The sequence below is a fragment of the Caldanaerobacter sp. genome, assembly GCF_049701115.1.
In the GTDB taxonomy this organism is placed as follows: Bacteria; Bacillota; Thermoanaerobacteria; order Thermoanaerobacterales; family Thermoanaerobacteraceae; genus Thermoanaerobacter.
Window position 1 is genome coordinate 48,109 of record NZ_JBNATX010000005.1, and the last position, 17,797, is coordinate 65,905.

Consider the following 17,797-nt stretch of genomic DNA (forward strand, 5'->3'; position numbering starts at 1 on the left):
AATATATGGCACTAAATTAAGTTAACTTTATGTAAAAACTCAGGAGAAATGTTGAAATCCACGAGGGAAGGGTGAAAAATTTAAGAAATATTATTTTCTTCTTAAAATTTCTGGAACTTGAGGTTTATAAAACCATCCAATGCAAGCAGGAGCAACAAGTCCCAGACTTCCTATGAAAGCGAGTACTGTAGCTATTGCTGTCAGAGGTTGAAATCTTTTCATACATTTCACCTCCAAGTGCGTTTCACTTTTAATTATACAATAGATAAACTTTTTTGTGTTAATTTCGGAACGAAAGTGTCATTTTCGGGAACGAAAATGCATTTTTCGCCTAATTTTATCCAGATATTTACTTATATTTACTTTTTTGAGTGTATATCCTTACATAAGTTCAATTTATTGCCTTGATTTTTTTGTATTTAATTGATTGATATGTATCAAATTACATAAAAATCCATAAAAATTTTAAAAAAATTTATATACCAATTTTAGCCATTAAACTGTCAGCCAAATTTACCAATCTCTCTCCAAAAGCAGTAGTCATCACGGATTGCAAAAATAAGCCTATAGAAGACGCAAAAAAGGCTCGCTCAGAAAATAAAACAAATACAATAGCCTCTATAACTAGTATTCCCATAAAAAACTTAATTTTTTTCATCAATAACATTATCCCCAAAACCACAAATATTAATGCTATACCTATTACGAGCTCCAACAAAGGTAAATTATGGGTATCAACAAATTTTGCCACAAAACTAAAGGGCAAAAAATAAATGCCTGTAAAAGTTACACACCTGCGATATGTAGAACAATGAGCTCCTCCTGTCCCTATTCGCAAAAAGAGGGAAGATATCATTATAACTGCCACATAATATCCAACACCCAACAAAAATCCCACAAAGAAAATTAATATAAATTCAATTAAAACCCCTAAAACTAAACTTAAACCGTATTCTATCTTCGCAAGCTCGATTTCCGACAAATTCTGTCCCTTGAAAACCTTCTGCACTATTCTTTGGGATAGCTTTTCAATACTAATTGCAATCACCCTCCAGAGAAAATTTAGGGATTTCTACAGTTATATCAAAATATCCCTCATCCGTATTAAGATTTATAGTGCCATTGTATTTATCTGTAATATTTTTTACAATGTAAAGCCCCTCTCCTCTTCCCTCTTCTCCTTTTGTAGAAAATCCCTCCTCAAAAAAAGTCCCTGCAGGTATTTTTTGTTCAAAATCGTACTTATTTTTAACCCTGAAAATATAGTCTATTGGATCTTCCTTAATCTCTACTTCAATATACTTATCGTGCTTCATCTCTTCACAAGCCTCTATCGCATTGTCCAGCAAATTCCCCAGTATTGACACCAAATTTAAAACATGCCTTTGACTACATTTGATTTCTGCTGTACATTTAAACTTAACATCTACTCCTTTACTTTTCGCATTGCTGAGTTTAGAATAGAGCAGAATATCAATTTCACTTACACCGGTATTTATATTAAACACATTTTTGTCAATTTCATCAAGGTAGGAAGATAGATACTCTTCCACTTCCTCGTATTTTTTTTCTTTTAAAAGCGCTGAAATCACCATCAAGTGATTTTTAATGTCATGATGATTTTTTCTGTATATTCTATTCTGCTCTTCTATGTATCTAAATTTTAAACTGTTTATTAAGTATTGTCTCTCTTCTTTAAAACGCCTGTAAAGCTCTCTGAGAACAAAAATAGAAAAAAGGTTCAGCACGAATATCAAAATTCCTATTGTCAGCCTAAAAAGTTCCTGACTCTTAGGCTGAAAAATATCTAGACTCCTCATGAAATTATTATTTATCAAAATCACTATCAAGACCATTTGAATTACATAAATCAGCATCGCGCTTTTATAAATATTCTTAAACATCTACATTCCCCGCCATTTAATTTCTATAAATCTCTTTCACCCTTTTCCTAAATTCCTGATATAAATCCTTTGAAAGATAGGCTTTAAAAGCACAACCTTTAAAAGTAATTTCAAAAGAAGTCCTGTTTTTTCCCCTCAAAGCCTCTACTTTTAAAATATTGACCAGATAAGAGCGATTGGTCCTAAAAAACATATCCCCTGGCAATATTTCTTCCAGTTCTTTTAAAGAATAATCACATTCAATTTTTTCTTCCCCTGTGTAAATTACGCTTCTTTTCTTTTTAGCCTGAACAAAATAAACCTCTCTGGGATTTATAAGCCTCATATTGTCCTTCACAGGCACTGGAAGGTAATTTTCAATATTTAAAAACCTTTTCTTTATCCTTTCAATAGTTTCTCTTAATCTCTCTTCTTTTAACGGCTTTTCAATATAATCAGATGCGTAAAGCTTTACTGCTTCTTTTATGTACTCTTCAAAAGAAGTAATAAAGATTATCTCCAAAAAAGGCATAGTCTCTCTTACTTTTTTCGCTACCTCAATTCCTGACATGCGGAAAAGTTCGATGTCCAAAATTGCTATTTCCGGTTTAATCTTGTTTAAAGCTTCTAGTGCCTCTTTCCCATCATCAGTAAAGTACTCAACACTTATCCCATCTATCTTTTTAAGAAACTCTATTAACTGCCTCCTGAAAATCTCATCATCCTCCGCGATGACAACTCTGAGCATACCTTTCATCCCCACTTCATTTACTCAACAAAGAGAAAAAGTCTGTATTTGCAGATGAGAATAGAAAACAAAATTGCAACTGCCAGCTGTGGTAAAAAGCAGGCAAAACGAAGCGCATAATTTTGTAACAAAACTGTAGGATCTAGATCAAATAAAAACTGCATTGCATTCACATTGAGATATTCAATGATAAGGTATATGGAAACTGCCAAAGTAACACTCATAATGCTTCTGAATAAATCCATTATTTTAAACAGAAGAAATAAGGTCACCAGCAGTATTACATAAATTATTACATTTACTATGTAACTGGTAACCAGTGGCCTTATAAAATACAGTATAAGTCCTAAACTTAAGCTCATGGCTGTGACTTTTACCGTGTCAAATTTCACTCCAGCTAAGCCCAGCGCTATGCTTATTATAACCGCTGCCTCTGGAACAGAAAATACGAAAACTTCCCAAAGTGCCAATTTATCCATGCGCTTTCGCCTTTCTAATTTACATAATTTCAAATATAATTGTAATTTTTATTAAAGAAGATGTCAATGAAAATAAAAAATAAGCGCTCAAAAGAGCGCCCATTTTACATCTCCACAATCATTGATATACCCATGCCACCGCCTATGCAAAGTGTAGCAAGACCTAAATGGGAACCTCTTCTTTTCATTTCGTGAAGAAGAGTCACTAAAATTCTCGCTCCACTTGCCCCAATCGGATGACCTAGAGCTATTGCACCTCCGTTTACATTCACTTTCTCCATATCAAAGTTAAGCTCTCTAGCTACTGCTATTGCTTGAGCTGCAAAAGCTTCATTGGCTTCTATAAGGTCAATGTCCTCCATCTTCAAGCCTGCCTTGTCAAGAGCTTTTCTTGTTGAGTAAATTGGACCTAGACCCATTACAGCCGGATCAACGCCAGCGTAGGCATAAGATTTTATAGTCGCAAGAGGAGTTATGCCCAGCTCTTTTGCCTTATCTCTTGACATAACTACTACTGCAGCCGCTCCATCATTTATTCCAGAAGCATTTCCTGCTGTGACTGTTCCATCCGGCTTGAAGGCAGGTTTTAATTTCGCCAGGTCCTCCATAGTAGTTCCAAATCTAGGATGCTCATCTACCTTAAATTCAATTGGATCTCCTTTCTTCTGAGGAATGGGCACAGGAACAATCTCTTCTTCAAATTTTCCCGCTTTTATGGCAGCCTCAGCTAAGTTTTGACTTCTTAGCGCAAATTCATCCTGTTCCTGCCTTGAAATTTTGTACCTTTCTGCAATGTTTTCTGCTGTTATGCCCATGTGGTACTGATTGAAAACATCCCACAGCCCGTCATAGACCATCTCATCAACAAGCTCTCCATAAGGCATGTTCATCCTGTAACCCCAGCGGGCATCTCTTAACAGGTAAGGAGCCCTTGACATGCTCTCCATTCCACCTGCCACAACTATATCAGCATCCCCTAGCATAACAGCTTGAGCTGCCATAGCCACAGTTCTAAGTCCTGAACCACATACCATGTTTATCGTTGTAGCAGGCACCTCCACAGGAATTCCCGCTTTTACAGCAGACTGCCTCGCAGGATTTTGACCTAAGCCTGCCTGTAATATAATGCCCATGAATACTTCATCTACCTGTTCTGGAGCTACTTTTGCTCTTTTTAATGCCTCTTTTATGACAATTGCTCCCAAGTCTACTACTGGAATTCCAGCCAGGCTTCCTCCAAACTTTCCTATTGCAGTTCTCACTGCACTCACGATTACAGCTTCTTTCATATAAATCCCCCTTTTTAATTTTTATTTATATTCAAAAAATCCTTTCCCTGTTTTTCTTCCTAAAAGCCCTGCTCTCACCATTTTCTTTAAAAGTGGATGAGGCCTGTATTTAGGATCTCCAAATTCTTGATATAATACTTCCATTATTGCAAGAACCACATCATTTCCTATGAGGTCAGAAAGGGCAAGGGGTCCTATAGGATGGTTTGCCCCCAATTTCATGGCTTCATCAATATCCTCTGCAGAAGCTACTCCATCTGCCAAAACTCCTATAGCTTCGTTTATCATGGGAATCAAAATCCTGTTTACCACGAAACCAGGGGCTTCATTGACTTCAACTGGGGTTTTCCCAAGCTTTTGAGCCAGTTCTTTTACCGTATTGAATGTCTCATCAGAGGTCTTCATCCCTCTTATTACTTCTACCAATTTCATCACAGGTACAGGATTAAAAAAGTGCATGCCTATCACTTTTTCAGGCCTTTTAGTCACACTTGCTATTTCTGTTATTGAAAGAGAAGAAGTGTTTGTAGCAAGTATTACCTCTTTTCTGCATACGTTATCAAGCTCTTTAAAAATTTCTTTTTTTATCTCTATATTTTCTACAGCTGCTTCAATAACAAAGTCAGCTTCCTTAGCTTCGTCAATATCAACAGTACCTCTTATTCTACTTAACACCTCGTTTTTCTTTTCTTCTGTAATTTTCCCTTTTTCTACATTTCTTTTAAGGTTACTCTCAATAACTCCCAAACCTCTTTCCACAAATTTGGCATCTACATCTCTTATTATAACTTCAAAACCATTTTCTGCGAATACCTGTGCAATTCCTGACCCCATCGTTCCTGCACCAACTACAAATATTTTTTGCATTTTTTAATTTCCCTCCCAGAAATTTATTGTAAAAGGGTCAGCTGCCAACGGGTCAGCCGCCCTTCTTGATAAACATACATTGATAAACATACATAGGTCACTACTACTTTATTACATGCAAATTTTATGCCATCGCCTTTTCCTTAGCCTCTTTTATTTCTTCTATCAGGGCCGGTATTACCTTAAATAAATCTCCGACTATGCCGTAATCGGCTATCTTAAAGATGGGAGCATCGGGATTTTTATTTATGGCAACTATGGTCTTTGCACCACCCATTCCTGCAATATGCTGTATAGCTCCGCTAATTCCACAGGCTATGTAAAGCTTGGGCCTTACAGTTTTCCCTGTCTGCCCTACCTGATGGTCTGAAGAAATCCACCCCGCCTCCACCGCAGCGCGGGAAGCACCTACAACCCCTCCCAGCACTTCCGCCAGCTCTTCAATCAATTTAAATCCTTCCGGTCCCCCTACTCCCCTTCCTCCAGATACAATAATATCTGCTTCTTCTAAATTTACCTTTTGCCTTACCTCTTTCATTATACTGATAATCTCAGTCCTTATATCTTTTTCTTCTATCACTGGTTTTATTTCAATTACTTCTCCCCTGCGTCCTTCATCCATCAAAGCTTTCTTCATAACGCCAGGCCTTATTGTTGCCATTTGGGGTCTTCTTTCGGGACAAATTATTGTAGCGATTAAATTTCCGCCAAATGCAGGCCTTATCTGTAAAAGAAGGCCATTTTCATCTATATCAAGTGCTGTACAGTCTGCCGTAAGCCCTGTTTTCATTCTCGCTGCAATTCTCGGTGCCAAATCCCTTCCTATATAGGTAGCGCCGTATAAAATGACCTCTGGCTTTAAGCTATTCGCAAGGTCGCATATGACTTTTGTGTAGGCATCCGTGGTGTAGTTTTTAAGAAGAGGATGGTCTATGACGTACACTACATCAGCACCGTATTTTATCAATTCCTCTGCCAGCCCTTTTATTTCATATCCTACCAAAACAGCACAAGCCTTTACACCTTTTTTATCTGCAAGTCTTCGAGCCTCTCCCAATATCTCTAAAGAAACATTCATGAGTTTCTGTTCTCTTTGCTCAGCAAATATCCATATATCTTTGTATTCATTCATTTTCCTAACCTCCTCATATGACATGTTTTTCAACTAATCTCTGGACAAGGTTTTGTACACATTCTTTTACATTACCTGTAAAAATCTCTCCTGCTCTCTCTGTCTCGGGGGTTGTAGTAGCTATAACTCTGGTCGGTGAACCCTTAAGCCCCACTTCCTGAGGGTCAATCCCCAATTCTGAAGCAGTTACAATTTTTACTTCTTTTTCTCTATAAGCTTCAAATATTCCCTTTATTGAAGGGTACCTTGGGGTATTAAGTTCCTTAGTTGCTGTGAGAAGCACAGGCATACTAACTTTTACCACTTCGTAACCATCTTCAAGTGTCCTTTTGACAATAACGGAATCTCCTTCAATTTTTACCTCTTTAACATATGTCACTTGAGGAATACCAAGCTGTTCAGCCAGCTGTGGTCCCACTTGAGCTGTGTCTCCATCTATAGCCTGTCTTCCACAAAATACTAAATCATACTCCAGTTTTTTAATCATCGCTGCCAAAGTCTTGGCAGTTGCACAAGTATCGGCACCTGCAAATACCTTATCAGAAAGAAGATAAGCCTCATCAGCTCCCATCGCAAGGGCTTCTCTTAAAGCCTCCTCTGCCTGTTGTGGCCCCATAGAGATGACTGTAACCTTACCTCCGTACCTTTCTCTAATTCTTATAGCTTCTTCTAAAGCATTTTTATCCTCCGGATTTATTATGCTTGGCACTCCTTCTCTTATGAGAGTCTTTGTGACAGGATCTATCTTCACTTCATTTGTGTCAGGCACCTGTTTTATGCAAACAATAATGTTCATGATAGTTCCCTCCTTACATCTTTAAAATATTCGAAGCAATAACCATTTTCTGAACTTCTGATGTACCTTCATATATTTCCGTAATCTTCGCATCTCTCATAAGCCTTTCTACAGGATAATCCTTTGTATAGCCGTAGCCTCCAAAAATTTGCACCGCTTTAGTAGTAACTTCCATAGCCGTCTCTGAGGCAAAAAGTTTTGCCATTGCGGCCTCCATGCTGTAACTCAAGCTGTTTTCCTTTCTCCAGGCAGCATAATAGACAAGATGTCTGGCTGCACTCACCTTTGTTGCCATCTCGGCAATATACCACTGCAACCCTTGAAATTTCCCTATAGGCCTCCCAAACTGTTGCCTTTCCTTTACATATTTTGTAACCTCATCGAGCGCTGCCTGTGCAATTCCAAGAGCCTGCGCACCAATGCCTATTCTCCCACCATCTAAAGTCACCATAGCTATCTTAAATCCTTCCCCTTCTTTGCCAAGCAAATTTTCTTTTGGCACTATACAGTCTTCAAAAACTAGTTCTGCCGCCCTTGAACCTCTTATCCCCATCTTCTCTTCTATTTTACCTATAGAAAAACCCGGAAAGCCTTTTTCTACAATAAAGGCACTTATCCCTTTAGCTCCTTGAGATTTATCTGTCTTAGCAAAAACTATATATACATCCGACGCTCCACCATTGGTAATGAAGATTTTACAGCCGTTTAAGACATAATGGTCCCCTTCTAACGTAGCAGTTGTTTGAATGCCTGCTGCATCAGTTCCAGCGTTAGGCTCTGTCAAAGCAAAAGCCCCTAATTTCTCCCCTCTTGCAAGTGGTACAAGGTATTTTTCTTTTTGCTCTTTTGTTCCCCACTGGAAAATAGGAAAACATGCTAGTGATGTATGGGCAGAAAGTATCACACCTGTAGCTGCACAAGCACGAGATATTTCTTCAACAGTGATGATGTAACTTATGTAATCTCCTCCTGCTCCTCCATATTCCTTCGGATAGGGAATCCCCATCATATCGGCATTCGCCATTTTTTTAACATTATCCCATGGAAACTCCCCTTTTCTATCAATTTCTTTTGCGCGTGGCATGATCTCCTTTTCTGCAAATTCCCTCACTACTTTTCTCACCATTTCTTGTTCTTTACTTAAAGAAAAATCCATATACAGCCCTCCTATTTGATATTTTTTTAACATTTAAGTGCATATTGAGGGACATTGCCCTCATTTTCCTTCAAATTTAGGATTTCTTTTTTCTAAAAAAGCAGTCATACCTTCTTTTTGATCTTTTGTACTAAAACACAAAGCAAAAGCGTTGGCTTCATATTTCATTCCTGAATCAATATCAACTTCGAGGCCTTTGTTTATGGCTTCTTTAGCCAGTGATATTGCTACAAGCCCTTTTGACATTATCTTTTTTGCAATACCATAAGCCTCCTCTAAAAGTTTATCTTGTTCTACTACTTTTGAAATAAGGCCTATTCTCAAAGCCTCCTCTGCATCTATCATATCTCCAGTATATATGAGTTCTTTCGCTTTTGAAACACCTACAATTCGAGGTAACCTCTGAGTACCACCAAATCCCGGTATAATTCCAAGTCCTACTTCTGGCTGACCAAATTTTGCATTACGACTTGCAATCCTTATATCGCAAGCCAGAGCAAGTTCACATCCTCCTCCAAGAGCGTATCCATTAATAGCGGCAATTACTGGCTTCTTCATAAGTTCAATCTTTCTAAATACCCTTTGACCAAATTCGGCAAATTCTTTCGCTTTCAACGAGTCCATGTCTTTCATCTCAGAAATGTCCGCTCCTGCCACAAATGCCTTTTCTCCTGCACCGGTTATCACAATCACTTTTGCATCTTCATCTTCTTCCAAAGTTTTTAAAGCCTTTTCCAGTTCTTTAAGGGTTTCGGTATTTAATGCATTTAAAGCTTTTGGCCTGCTAATTGTAATAGTAGCAATCCCTTCTTCTTTTTTCACATCTATATTTTTATACTCCACCAAAAACCACCCTCCTTTTATGCATTCTCCTTCCCCTACATCATGCAAGAATCATGCCAAAATAAAAAAGTAGATGGACAGAATCCATCTACTTCTAGTTTGTTGACGAAGGCCTCCTTATTTAAGTGGCATTTTGTGTTAATGCTCCGGAGTTGCAAAGCGACTAAACTAAGGCTCACTTTTCGGGCTCAAGCGGGGTACCGGCCAATTCGCCCTTCGGGCTCAGGTGGCCGCTCGCTTTGCTCGCCCCGCCCTCACTCCTCAAGTTCGCCAAGTTTAGTTACCGCTTTGACAACAAGTCGCATTTACACACAAAATGCCACTTCTTTATTTTGTCAACAGTCTGAAAGTAGATGGACAGAATCCATCTACTTCATCGTTCTGCTTTTACTGTTTCCCCTTTAAGCTTCCTAAAAAGTTCCTCTTCATTCAATCTATAAGATATAGTGAAAAGACTGTCGCTCAAATGCACATTTTCTAAAATCACATCATCCGGCACCTTTAAATCTATCGGAGAGAAATTCCATATAGCCTTGATTCCAGCTTTTACTAATCTATCCGCAGTATACTGTGCATTGTCTTTTGGAATGCAAAGGATTGCTATGTCTATGTGATTATTGGCTATAAATTCTTCTACAGTCGCCACATCCATTACCTCTACATCTCTTATCTTGAGTCCAAAAAGTCTTGGATTTATGTCAAAAATACCCTTTAAATTAAATCCAGATTTTTCAAATCGAGTATAATTAGCAATCGCTTGCCCTAAATTGCCAGCACCTATTATGATAGTATTATAGGTTTTGTCAAGGCCTAAAATTTTGGTCAGATTATTGTAAAGCTCCTCAACATTATAGCCATATCCTTGCTGGCCAAAACCTCCGAAATTATTGAGGTCCTGTCTTATTTGAGAAGCAGTAACTCCCATTCTCTCGCTTAATTCTTTTGAAGAAATCCTCTTTATGTCATTTTTTAAAAGCTCTTCCAAACATCTGTGATACCTCGGGAGCCTTCTTATAACGGCCATAGATACTATGGTTTTTTTGCTCACTGTCCTCACCTCATTTTACTATGTATTTGAAATTATATAACATTGCAAATTTCTTGTCAATGAAACAAAAACATAGTAGAATATGAGGAATTATTAAAAATTTTTATGGCCGTTATAAAAATTTTATAGCTATTGGGTCTTTGGCTCCCATTTATTGTATTCGGTATTCATTATGACAATATCAACTCTTCTGTTTAACCTTCTGTGATCTTCCGAATCATTGGGAACTACTGGTCGATACTCTCCGTATCCTACCGCAGAAATCCTTTGCGGCTCTATTCCAGCCTCATTTACTAGTATCTTTACTACAGTAGTAGCCCTTATCACAGAAAGTTCCCAGTTAGAGTCAAATTTTTGGTTGTGTATAGGGAGGTCATCAGTGAAACCTTCCACCCTTATATGATTGGGCAAATTTTTAAGCATCTTCCCTATTTTTATCAATATATCTTTCTCTTGAGGGTGTACATCTGCAGATCCCAGGTCAAAAAGCAGGGTATCCTGAAGGCTTACCACAAGTCCCCTTTCATCTCTGTAAGTGGACACCATCCCCTGGAGATTGCTCTCCTTTATAAAAGCCTGCAGCTGAGCTTGTACTTCTCCAAGATTGTCTTTGTTTTCTGCATTGCCAGGGACCACGCTTTTACCACTATATTTCCCCAATATATAATTTGTCCCCGTAAAAGTCTTGCTCAAAGACCCGGCAAGCTGAGCAAATTTAGCTGCGTTTAATGTACTCATAGTATACATCACTATAAAAAATATAAGAAGCAAGGTAATCATGTCGGAATAGGTAAGAAGCCATCTCTCATGATTAGGCTTGGATTCATCTTCCAACCTCTTCATTTAACTCCACTCTGCCTTTCTCTGTTATTGTCCCTCTCTTATCATTAGTGATGAAGGTCAAAAGCTTTCTCTCAAGGATTCTCGGGTTTTCGCCTGCCTGAAGCGAAAGGCTTCCTTCCAATATGAGCTCTCTTTCCGTAGTTTTTATCTTTGCTTTATTCTTCAATTTCTGGGCAATAGGTAGCCACAAAAGGTTGGCTGAGCTCACACCATAAAGTGTGGCAATAAAAGCCATAGCTATTGCTGGCCCCAGTTTTTCTGGCTCACCAACACTGCTTAAAACGTGAACGAGCCCCATAACCGTCCCTATAATTCCCATGGTGGGCGCGTAGCCACCTGCTGCTTCAAAAATACCTGCTTCTTTTTTAGCCTGCATATCTTCCATGTAAATTTTATTTTCCATTGTGGTCTTTATGAGCTCCATGTCAGAACCATCTACCACTAATTCAAGACACTCTTTCAAGATAGGGTCAAATTTATTTATCTCTTCAGATTCTATCTCGGATTCAAGGCTCAAAAGTCCCTCACTTCTAGCTTTTTGCGCAAGGTAAGTAAAATATTTTATTATCTCCATGTAGTTTTCCTTCTCATCCTTAAAAGCCTTCACTAAAAGAGCAGGAATCTTTTTTATATCTTCTAAAGAATATGAAGTTATAGTAGCTCCAATAGTACCCCCAAACACTATCAAGGCTGCAGAAACACCCAATAGAGAACCAATTGTCCCGCCCTCCAAAGTAAAAGCATAAATTAAAGACCCTACACCAATTATAATCCCCACTATTGTTGCAATGTCCAATTTCATCACCTTCCATCTCAAAAATGAGCTCATTATTCATTATCGACAAATTTTGAAAAAAAGTTAGTCTTTCACACTTTCATAAAACAAATTTTTTTGGTATATTTAATATGACGAACGGGAGGTTTTAACCATGGCAGTAATAACTGTAAATAACCTCACAAAAAGTTACGGTATCGATATAATTCTACAAAATATTTCTTTTATCGTCAACGAAGGCGACAAAATAGGGGTTATTGGAGAAAATGGGGCTGGAAAATCCACTTTATTTAACATACTGGCAGGCATGAGTGAACCTGACAGTGGAAGTATTTTTGTCTCTGCCAATAAAATTGGATATTTGAAGCAAAACACCTTGATTGATTCAGAAAAAAGTATATATGAAGAAGTAAAATCTGTTTTTACAGAAGTATTTCAGCTGGAAAACAAAATCAAAGTCTTAGAAGAAAAAATATCTAATACTAAAGACCATAAATTGCTTGAGAAGCTTTTTGAAGAATACTCTTTTTTAATAGATAAATACAATGAACTGGAGGGTTATTCTGTAGAAAGCAAAGTAAGAGGAGTATTAAACGGGCTGGGGTTTGATATGTCCCAATTTGATACACCTGTATCAAATTTAAGCGGGGGGCAAAAAACCCGTTTAATGCTTGCTAAAATACTTCTTCTTAATCCAGATGTACTACTTCTAGACGAACCTACCAATCATCTGGACATAAGGTCTTTAGAGTGGCTTGAGCAATACTTAAAATTTTACACTGGCACTTTACTTATAATATCTCACGACAGGTACTTTTTAGACAAAGTAGTAAACAAAATATTCGAAATTGGAAATCATCAATTAAAAGCGTACGAAGGTAACTACACAGAATATTTAAAAAAGAAAAAAGAAGAGCTACAAGCAAAATTAAAAGCTTATGAAGAGCAGCAAAAGGAGATAAAGCGAATTAAATCAATAATAGAAACTCAAAGAAACAGAAGAACAGAAAAAGCCGTAAAGATGGCTCAGAGCAAAGAAAAACTCTTAGAAAAAATGGAAATAATAGAAAAACCTTTTTTGAATAAAAATTCCATAAAATTAAAGTTCGATTTCGATGTAGAAAGCGGAAACGATGTTTTAATTGTTAAAAATCTCTCTTTGACATTTGAAAGACCTGTTTTCTCTAATATTTCTTTTGATGTGAAAAAAGGAGAAAAAATCGCTCTTTTAGGCCCAAACGGCGTAGGAAAGACCTCCCTGTTAAGAATTATAGCAGGTGAGATTAAAGACTTTGAAGGGGAAGTAAAATTTGGAACAAATGTAGTGACAGGCTATTATGAACAGGAATTTAAGAGTTTAAACCCAGAAAAAACAGTGTTGGATGAAATATGGGATGAAAATCCATATCTCACACAGACAGAAGTAAGAACTTTACTTGCCTCTTTTCTCTTCAAAGACGAAGATGTTTTCAAAACTGTAGCCTCTTTAAGCGGGGGAGAAAAAGCAAGGCTTTCTCTTCTTAAACTTATTTTATCAAAAGCTAATTTCTTGCTTTTAGACGAACCCACAAACCACTTGGATTTAAAAGCAAAAGAAGTCCTAGAAGAAGCTTTGCTAGAATATCACGGTACTATATTATTCGTGTCTCACGATAGATATTTTATAGATAAAATCGCAACAAAAATAATGATACTAGGTCCTGAAGGCGTGGATATATACCTTGGTAATTACAGCTACTACGTAGAAAAGAAACAGCAATCAGAAGAAAAACAGGAGGAACTCCCTAAAAAGACGAAAACACAGATAAAAAATGAACGTCAAAAAGAAAGACTTTTAAGGCTTAAACTAAAAGAGCAAAAAGAATACCTGAAAAATCTTGAAAATTCAATTTATCAAGCGGAGGATCGCTTAAAAGAACTGGAAGAAAAAATGTGCAATACAGAAATTTACAAAACAGGAGAGATTGTTGAAATACAAAAAGAATACAATGCTCTAAAAGAAAAATTAGAAGAAATGTACAACGAGTGGGAAAAACTGAGCGGATAAAAAATACCCGCTCAGTAACCTTTATCAAGGTCTACAATATTTTTAAGAAGCTTTCCTTCTTTATATGCTTTTAAATTGTACCTTAATATCTCCATTGCTCTCTTCATATAGTGAGGAGTCACCCCTGCAGTGTGAGGAGTAATTATCACATTTTCCATTTCCCACAAAGGGCTTTTTTCGCTCAAAGGCTCTTCTTCAAAAACATCAAGAGCCGCTCCACCTATAGTACCCTTCTGCAATGCTTCAATAAGCTCTTCTTCTTTTACCACCTTGCCCCTTCCTACATTTATAAAAATAGCCTCTCTTTTCATCCTTTCAAAGACATCTTTGCCTATTAAGTGATAGGTCCCCTTGGTAAGGGGGAGTATTGATATGACATAGTCAGCCTCTGAAAGGATATCACACTCACTGAGGGAAGTATACATTTTTTCTACATAGGGGGAAGATCTACCTGAAGCGCGTATCCCATATACTTCCATTCCAAATTCTTTTAAAAGCCTTGCGATTTCCTCCCCTATACTACCAACTCCAATAATTAGGGCTTTCTTCCCTGTCAATTCTGACACTCTTACTGACCTATCCCACACCTTTTTAAGTTGATTTCTTAAAAATATGTGCAAACTTCTCTCAAACATGAGCATGTAACCTAACACCTGCTGAGAAATCTGGTATTTATGTACATCTCTAGAATTTGTCACTATTACTCCTTTTTCTTTGAGCTTTTCAAAAGGCAATGTATCAGCTCCAGCACTTAAAAGGTGAATCCATTTGAGATTCGGTGTTTTGTCCACCGCCTCTTCTCTAAACTCAAAATCAAAGCTAATAATTATCTCCGCATCCTTGTAATCTTCCTCTTTCACTTCTTCCGCAGGAACTACTCTATACCCTTCCATCAGTTTCCTAATCTCCTCAATATAATCCTCTTTTACCCTCGTAAAAAGCAAAATATTCTTCACTTTGAATTCCCCCTCATTTAATTTTAATTGATTTTCTTTCTATTTCATACCAGTAAAAGAAATGAAATATAATTAAGCACAGTATCCACAGATTTATCCACAGACACGAAAAAGCAAAAACCGTACTTTTTTTACACTTTTCCTCATTTTTCACAATCACTTTTCCCCAATTTTAAGATAAGGAATGGCATTAAGATCCAGGCCTGAAAGATTCCCCTTTATAAAATCATAATAGGCAGCCGCAGCTATCATTGCCCCATTGTCTGTACAATAAATTTTTTCAGGATAATAGACAGAAAGTCCAAACTTTTTTGCCTCTTCCTCTAATTTTTGCCTTAAGAAACCGTTAGAAGCAACACCTCCCGCTATGGAAACTTTGCTGACATTTTTAAACCTCGCCGCTTCCACCAATTTTTTTACTAAAACCTCTACTATATTTTTTTGGAAGCTGGCAGCAACATCATAAATATTTATCTCTTCCCCTTTTTGCTTTTGCCTGTTTAAATAATTTAGAACAGCCGTTTTTACCCCGCTAAAACTAAAATCAAAATTTCCTTCCTCCATGAGGGATTTGGGAAACTCAATCGCCTCCATATTCCCAAGCCTTGCAGCCTTCTCAATAGCCGGACCTCCAGGATACCCCAACCCTAATGCCCTGGCTACCTTATCAAAAGCTTCTCCAGCTGCATCATCTAAAGTTTTCCCCAGTACCTCATATTCTCCATAGTCTCTAACATACACTATATGGCTGTGCCCACCAGATGCTACAAGACAAACAAAAGGAGGCATTAAATTACCACCTATGTAATTTGCTGCAATGTGTCCATCAATGTGATTAACTCCAATAAAAGGTTTTCCCTTAGCATAGGCCAAAGCTTTGCCATAAGATAATCCGACTAAAAGAGGACCTACAAGCCCAGGCCCGTATGTAGCAGCTATTGCATCCACCTCATCAAGACTTAATTTCGCCTCATTAAGGGCCTCCTCCACTACAAAGGAAATCGCCTCAATGTGCTTTCTTGATGCAATTTCAGGCACCACACCGCCGTATTTTTTATGCACATTTATTTGAGAGTATATGACGTTTGAAAGCACTTCTTTCCCGTTTTTGACAACTCCTGCAGCCGTTTCATCACAGGAAGTCTCTATTCCTAAAATTACAATGCCCTTTGCCATTTCCACCACCACTATAAATCGTATTTCCACATCACTATAGCATCTTCATTGTTGTCCTGATAATATCCCTCTCTTCTGCCTAAAGCTTTAAAACCAAACTTTCTATAGAGATTTTGGGCAACTAAGTTAGATTCCCTGACCTCGAGTGTCATAGAAGTAATGCCGTTTTTCTTGGCAATATCAATCAAACCTTCCATTAGCCTGCTCCCTATTCCTTTGCCTCTGTACTCCGGGTGAACCGCTATATTTGTTATATGGCCTTCATCCAGCACCACCCAAAATCCAGCGTATCCCACGACCTTTTTATCAACCTCTGCCACTATATACCTCGCACAGCTGTTTTTAGTAATTTCTCCCACAAAAGCTTCTTTAGACCACGGTGTTGAAAAACTTAATTTTTCTATCTCCATTACTTCATCTATATCCTCTTCTGTCATCGGCCTTATAATAACTTCCATCAATTAACTCCCCTCGCCCCCGAATCTAATCTCTGCAGCAGATTTTCTTATATAAATAGGCTTAAATTCGAAAAAGCTCATTATTTCATTTCTCTTTATCTTTAAAAGAGCTAGTTCTCCTAAAGAAGAAGCCCTCGCCATATTGTCTTTATCTTTAGCAAATAAAGCCTTATCTCCTAATACTTCATGGATAATATTCTTATATACATTTACTCCTTCTCCCACAAATAAAACTTTATCGGAATAATTATCAACAATCTTAGAAATCTCTTCTATGGAATAGACATCTTGCTTTTCAATCACCTCAAAATCTTTTCCCCTAACCAGCATTCCGTATACCTGCCCATTTAAAGCATCTAAAATGGGGCAAATCAATCCATCAAACTCACTGACATTGTAAGCTAAAGACAGAAGAGAAGACACTCCTACCACAGGTATGTTAAGTGCATGAGCCAATCCCTTTGCTGTAGCTGCTCCAATTCTTAAACCTGTAAAAGACCCTGGCCCTTCAGAGACAGCTATATGAGTAATATCTTTTACTGAAACATTACACCTTTTCAAAAGCTCATCTATCATCGGCATTAAAATTACAGAATGCTTAAGGTAGTTTATTGAATATTCGCCAATTATTCCATTATCATCCAAAAGCGCTACTCCAGCTGTCCTAGAAGAAGACTCGATCGCCAGAAGTTTCATCAGTCCATCTCCTTTAGCAGTTCTTCATATCTTTTCCCAAAAGCCTTTAAAGTTATAATCCTTAAATCCTCCTTTTCACCCTTTTCAATGAACACTTCTAGTCTTTCATCTGGAATAAGAGGTCCCAATCTTTCTGGCCATTCAACTGCGCACACAGCATCATTATAAAAATACTCCTCATAACCTATCTCATAAAGTTCAGAGTAATCTTCGATCCTGTAAAGGTCAAAATGGTAAAATTTCTCCCTCCCCAAATGTTCATTTACAAGGGTAAAGGTTGGACTTGTAATTTCTTCTCTTACACCCAATCCTTTGCCAATGCCTTTTGCAAAAACAGTCTTCCCACTTCCTAAATCTCCATAAAGAAGGACTATATCTCCCTTTCTTAAAAGTTTTCCAATTTTTTCTCCTAGTCTTTTAGTGTCTTCCATGCCCCCAGAAACATATTTTTTCATTTGCCTTGTCACCTCAATGTAGCTTATAGCTTTATTATATACTAAGTTTGTAAAAAATAAAAACCCTCAAAAGGGGGTTACAGTTTGTTGACAAGGTGCTTCTTATTTAAGTGGCATTTTGTGTTAATGCTCCGGAGTTGCAAAGCGACT

The 17,797-nt window shown here is 37.5% G+C and carries 20 protein-coding genes; 1 reads left to right on the forward strand and 19 read right to left on the reverse strand.

Annotated elements, in window-relative coordinates; all coding sequences use genetic code 11:
• Positions 1–90: 90 nt before the first annotated feature.
• The 14 genes from ACPLVE_RS03315 to ACPLVE_RS03380 all read right to left on the reverse strand — a co-directional run bounded on the left by ACPLVE_RS03315 (position 91) and on the right by ACPLVE_RS03380 (position 11,886).
• Entirely contained in the window at positions 91–222 is a 132-nt protein-coding gene (locus ACPLVE_RS03315) for a cyclic lactone autoinducer peptide (protein ID WP_022588134.1), read from the reverse strand.
• A 253-nt stretch (positions 223–475) separates the two neighbouring features.
• Positions 476–1,009, reverse strand: a complete 534-nt coding sequence (locus tag ACPLVE_RS03320; protein ID WP_424609799.1) for an accessory gene regulator AgrB — start codon at positions 1,007–1,009, stop codon at positions 476–478.
• Between the two features lie 25 nt (positions 1,010–1,034).
• A complete protein-coding gene (locus ACPLVE_RS03325) occupies positions 1,035–1,904 on the reverse strand; it encodes a sensor histidine kinase (protein WP_424609801.1) in 870 nt (289 codons plus the stop codon).
• A 16-nt stretch (positions 1,905–1,920) separates the two neighbouring features.
• Positions 1,921–2,631, reverse strand: coding sequence for a LytR/AlgR family response regulator transcription factor (locus ACPLVE_RS03330; RefSeq protein ID WP_424609802.1), 711 nt, complete (start codon positions 2,629–2,631; stop codon positions 1,921–1,923).
• Between the two features lie 20 nt (positions 2,632–2,651).
• Positions 2,652–3,110: a hypothetical protein gene (locus tag ACPLVE_RS03335; protein ID WP_424609804.1), complete on the reverse strand. Its 459-nt coding sequence runs from the start codon at positions 3,108–3,110 to the stop codon at positions 2,652–2,654.
• A gap of 104 nt (positions 3,111–3,214) precedes the next feature.
• Positions 3,215–4,399, reverse strand: a complete 1,185-nt coding sequence (locus ACPLVE_RS03340; RefSeq protein WP_424609806.1) for an acetyl-CoA C-acetyltransferase — start codon at positions 4,397–4,399, stop codon at positions 3,215–3,217.
• A 21-nt stretch (positions 4,400–4,420) separates the two neighbouring features.
• Complete coding sequence (locus ACPLVE_RS03345) at positions 4,421–5,266, reverse strand: 3-hydroxybutyryl-CoA dehydrogenase (RefSeq protein WP_424609808.1); 846 nt, start codon at positions 5,264–5,266, stop codon at positions 4,421–4,423.
• 124 nt (positions 5,267–5,390) lie between these two features.
• Positions 5,391–6,398, reverse strand: coding sequence for an electron transfer flavoprotein subunit alpha/FixB family protein (locus ACPLVE_RS03350; RefSeq protein WP_424609809.1), 1,008 nt, complete (start codon positions 6,396–6,398; stop codon positions 5,391–5,393).
• A 13-nt stretch (positions 6,399–6,411) separates the two neighbouring features.
• Positions 6,412–7,194 (reverse strand): electron transfer flavoprotein subunit beta, encoded by a 783-nt coding sequence (locus ACPLVE_RS03355; protein ID WP_424609811.1) that lies wholly within the window; start codon positions 7,192–7,194, stop codon positions 6,412–6,414.
• Positions 7,195–7,207: 13 nt separating this feature from the next.
• The gene (locus ACPLVE_RS03360) at positions 7,208–8,350 is read right to left on the reverse strand and encodes an acyl-CoA dehydrogenase (protein WP_424609813.1); all 1,143 of its coding nucleotides are present in this window, start codon (positions 8,348–8,350) and stop codon (positions 7,208–7,210) included.
• A 60-nt stretch (positions 8,351–8,410) separates the two neighbouring features.
• Positions 8,411–9,193: a short-chain-enoyl-CoA hydratase gene (locus ACPLVE_RS03365; protein ID WP_424609838.1), complete on the reverse strand. Its 783-nt coding sequence runs from the start codon at positions 9,191–9,193 to the stop codon at positions 8,411–8,413.
• A 373-nt stretch (positions 9,194–9,566) separates the two neighbouring features.
• On the reverse strand, positions 9,567–10,241 hold the full coding sequence (locus tag ACPLVE_RS03370) for a redox-sensing transcriptional repressor Rex (RefSeq protein WP_424609815.1): 675 nt from the start codon (positions 10,239–10,241) through the stop codon (positions 9,567–9,569).
• 129 nt (positions 10,242–10,370) lie between these two features.
• The gene (locus tag ACPLVE_RS03375) at positions 10,371–11,084 is read right to left on the reverse strand and encodes an OmpA/MotB family protein (RefSeq protein WP_424609817.1); all 714 of its coding nucleotides are present in this window, start codon (positions 11,082–11,084) and stop codon (positions 10,371–10,373) included.
• Complete coding sequence (locus ACPLVE_RS03380) at positions 11,065–11,886, reverse strand: flagellar motor protein (protein WP_424609819.1); 822 nt, start codon at positions 11,884–11,886, stop codon at positions 11,065–11,067. The genes ACPLVE_RS03375 and ACPLVE_RS03380 overlap by 20 nt, the downstream gene beginning before the upstream one ends.
• A 127-nt stretch (positions 11,887–12,013) precedes the next feature.
• Here ACPLVE_RS03380 and ACPLVE_RS03385 point away from each other — a divergent pair, with 127 nt between their 5' ends.
• Positions 12,014–13,906 carry an ABC-F family ATP-binding cassette domain-containing protein gene (locus tag ACPLVE_RS03385; RefSeq protein WP_424609821.1) on the forward strand — a complete coding sequence of 631 codons (1,893 nt, stop codon included), beginning with the start codon at positions 12,014–12,016 and terminating at the stop codon, positions 13,904–13,906.
• 11 nt (positions 13,907–13,917) lie between these two features.
• Here the strand turns inward: ACPLVE_RS03385 and ACPLVE_RS03390 are convergent, their stop codons facing one another.
• The 5 genes from ACPLVE_RS03390 to tsaE form a co-directional block, all read right to left on the reverse strand.
• Positions 13,918–14,862 (reverse strand): D-2-hydroxyacid dehydrogenase, encoded by a 945-nt coding sequence (locus tag ACPLVE_RS03390; protein ID WP_424609823.1) that lies wholly within the window; start codon positions 14,860–14,862, stop codon positions 13,918–13,920.
• A gap of 156 nt (positions 14,863–15,018) precedes the next feature.
• On the reverse strand, positions 15,019–16,038 hold the full coding sequence (gene tsaD / locus ACPLVE_RS03395; protein ID WP_424609840.1) for a tRNA (adenosine(37)-N6)-threonylcarbamoyltransferase complex transferase subunit TsaD: 1,020 nt from the start codon (positions 16,036–16,038) through the stop codon (positions 15,019–15,021).
• A gap of 11 nt (positions 16,039–16,049) precedes the next feature.
• The gene (gene rimI / locus ACPLVE_RS03400) at positions 16,050–16,496 is read right to left on the reverse strand and encodes a ribosomal protein S18-alanine N-acetyltransferase (RefSeq protein ID WP_424609841.1); all 447 of its coding nucleotides are present in this window, start codon (positions 16,494–16,496) and stop codon (positions 16,050–16,052) included.
• A gap of 3 nt (positions 16,497–16,499) precedes the next feature.
• Positions 16,500–17,192, reverse strand: a complete 693-nt coding sequence (gene tsaB, locus ACPLVE_RS03405) for a tRNA (adenosine(37)-N6)-threonylcarbamoyltransferase complex dimerization subunit type 1 TsaB (protein ID WP_424609826.1) — start codon at positions 17,190–17,192, stop codon at positions 16,500–16,502.
• Complete coding sequence (tsaE, locus tag ACPLVE_RS03410) at positions 17,192–17,647, reverse strand: tRNA (adenosine(37)-N6)-threonylcarbamoyltransferase complex ATPase subunit type 1 TsaE (protein WP_424609828.1); 456 nt, start codon at positions 17,645–17,647, stop codon at positions 17,192–17,194. The genes tsaB and tsaE overlap by 1 nt, the downstream gene beginning before the upstream one ends.
• Positions 17,648–17,797: the final 150 nt, after the last annotated feature.